We start from the raw sequence: 2,497 nt of genomic DNA, 5'->3' as shown, positions 1-2,497 counted from the left end.
CGTCATAGCCGACTGGCCGATAAACCGGGTCGGCGAACTGCTCCCCTGGCGCGTAGCACTGCCGACTGAATAACACATCCCCGTCAATACGGTTCTTGCTGCACGCTTACGTTTTCTCAGTGAGAGCGTGATCCTGCGGTAGCCATAACGCCCTTTGTGATAGTGATAAATCTCTCTGATCTTGCCTTTCAGTCCGGCATGCCTGTCCACTCGCTTCAGGACATTCATATTGTGATACCACGTACTGCGAGACATACCCGCTGCACGCAGAAGATCACCGAGCGCATGCTTAAGCCTTAGCTCACTGATTATCCGGGCTTTCTGCCGTTTTTCTCGCTTTGAACTAAGGCCTTCAGCTTTTTTAGATAGGCATTCTCTGCGCGAAGGTAACGGAGTTCCGCCCGCAGTTCTTCGGGAGATAACTTTTCCAGTTCTGCATCGGTAAGTGGAGGTGTTTTTTGAGGTTTGTCATGTCCTTGCTCCGACCTTTTGGCTTTGCCATAAAAAACTGCACCTTAATCAGTTGGGTGTCCAACTTTTGGGGTGCAGTCTATCAGGAGGTGGGATTTTACTTTTTATATAAGCTTAATTAATATTCTGAAGAATGAAGTCTGCAACTCGATCCGATGCATTCCCATCATCGATAGCCCCTGCATTTTCTATAAATAAATTTACAAGTTCATTGAACTTGTTTTCATCGAAATTGCTAATGGAATCACAAAGCTCCTCTACATTCGACGAAAATGGGAAGGGCGTTGAGTCAATTGGAAAATACAGTTCCCGTTGACTAAGATATGAATCGACGTCGGATGCATAAATAAATCCAGGCCGTCTTAGAAGCAAAAAGTCGTAAATCCAACTTGAATAATCAGTAATCCCCGCAAAAGAAGCAACCATTAGCTCTTGAATATCTGGATAGCTCCCAGCATCAATAACTTTAGAACCATTCGAATAGTTAAATCGATTAGATAAATGAAAATGAACTCTGGTTATAACAACAAACTTTTTACCAAACCTCGTTTCAAACCGATTTATTATCTTGTCGAATTGTGTGAGATACATCGAGATATTATTTTTCTGCGTTGCTGTACCGTACAAATGCTCATCCCTAAAAGTAGGAGCGTAAAGAATAATCTCAGAGTCATCTGGAATCCCTAAAACACGTCGAACACGAGCACAAATATTTTCTTTTGTTTCGCTATCTGCAAAAAATATATCATTGCGAGGGTGTCCTAACATTTCAATTCTTGCAGTCGGCCAAACACTGCCCCGGTAAACTTCAGTCTCGAATTTGGAATTCGAAACCAAAAGATCTGTAGTACGGTCCGCCGCCGTACAAACCGATTCACTCCAAACATTGGTAAACTTTTTAATGCCCAGGGAACCGTGCCATGTTTGAACATAAATTTGTTTCTTCCGTTTTACAGGCATCGTAGCTCGTACATTGTTGTCCACCAAAACTTTAGCATTAGACATATAATACCAAGCGGCAAATGAGTTTTGTTGGATGACAGTAACTTCATCAGGGTAGTCTGAAAGATTAACTTTTTTCTTATTTGCAATCCAAATGATTTTTACATTTTTATTTTTTTCTTTTAACTTCCGGATCAGAGCTTCCGTCACATATTTTGGATTGCAAGTGTAGTGCTGCTGAAAAGATCGAAAAACAACTGTCTTGTTGGCTATAGGCAAGATCTGACAAAATTGTTTAAAACCAGACAGAAGTTTAGGTCGAACAAGCTCCGTGTATGCTAAGCGGCCTTTCCTTATAAAGAGACCTCTGCGTAAAATGCCAAAAAAAGAGAAATACGAATGATGAACTGCATAATTTGTCATATCTTTATAGCTTGTTCCAACTCGCAGGAACGAATTGAGAATCTCTTCACGCCCGTTGTTCTTAAAAATCTCAACAATCCTCAGCAGCCTTGTACACCCTTTTGAATTAATTTTAGTAGGAGATTCACAAACCATTACTTTTGTTTTGTTTTTGATTCTCTTATTTATCTCCATAAATGACGCATTATTAGGAGTGACAATCAAATCATATTTTTTTACAAGGTCGCGAATCTCTACTGACTCCCAGAAACTATGGCTATAAACTTCAGAACCAGGCACGGCAATATAAATGGCATTCTTTGCTAAAGGCGCTTTCGCCGAAAGCTTAAATTCAAGCACAACACTAGCCCCTTTCTCATGTTTACGGGCAAGTCTGTGTCCCTCTGCACTAACACCGATCTTGACAGGATAGTTGATTATAGCCTTCCTATCTTGGGCATTTTTAACTGGAACAACCTTGAAATACGGCCCAAAAATTTCTAATAGTTTTTTATCGAATTCATCGAAAGTTGCCTGTCGCCCTCGCACAAAAAGGAGGGGAGTATTTTTCTTTTTCTCAACGGCCACGCCATCTTTTGTCTGCTGCAGTTGTTCAGACAATACTTTCAGCATTTTTTTCTCAACGGCCACGCCATCTTTTGTCTGCTGCAGTTGTTCAGAC

Annotated in this window: 2 protein-coding genes and 1 pseudogene; 1 reads left to right on the top strand and 2 read right to left on the bottom strand. The window is 41.0% G+C overall.

The features are described 5' to 3' along the window. A partial coding sequence (locus ACJHX3_RS24635) for a hypothetical protein (RefSeq protein ID WP_252966805.1) occupies positions 1 to 73 on the top strand: 73 nt, incomplete at its 5' end. A 35-nt stretch (positions 74 to 108) separates the two neighbouring features. Here the strand turns inward: ACJHX3_RS24635 and ACJHX3_RS24630 are convergent. Together ACJHX3_RS24630 and ACJHX3_RS24625 are read right to left on the bottom strand one after the other, a co-directional pair. After that, positions 109 to 467: pseudogene (locus ACJHX3_RS24630) on the bottom strand (IS3 family transposase); the annotation flags it as partial. A 118-nt stretch (positions 468 to 585) separates the two neighbouring features. Beyond that, positions 586 to 2,497, bottom strand: a 1,912-nt coding sequence (locus ACJHX3_RS24625) for a CDP-glycerol glycerophosphotransferase family protein (RefSeq protein WP_410236238.1), incomplete at its 5' end; no start/stop codon positions are given.

The sequence above is a fragment of the Escherichia sp. WS1265 genome (assembly GCF_046487585.1).
In the GTDB taxonomy this organism is placed as follows: domain Bacteria; phylum Pseudomonadota; class Gammaproteobacteria; order Enterobacterales; family Enterobacteriaceae; genus Escherichia; species Escherichia coli.
Note: the sequence above shows the minus strand (reverse complement) of the source record. Positions and strands in the feature narration are given on the sequence as shown.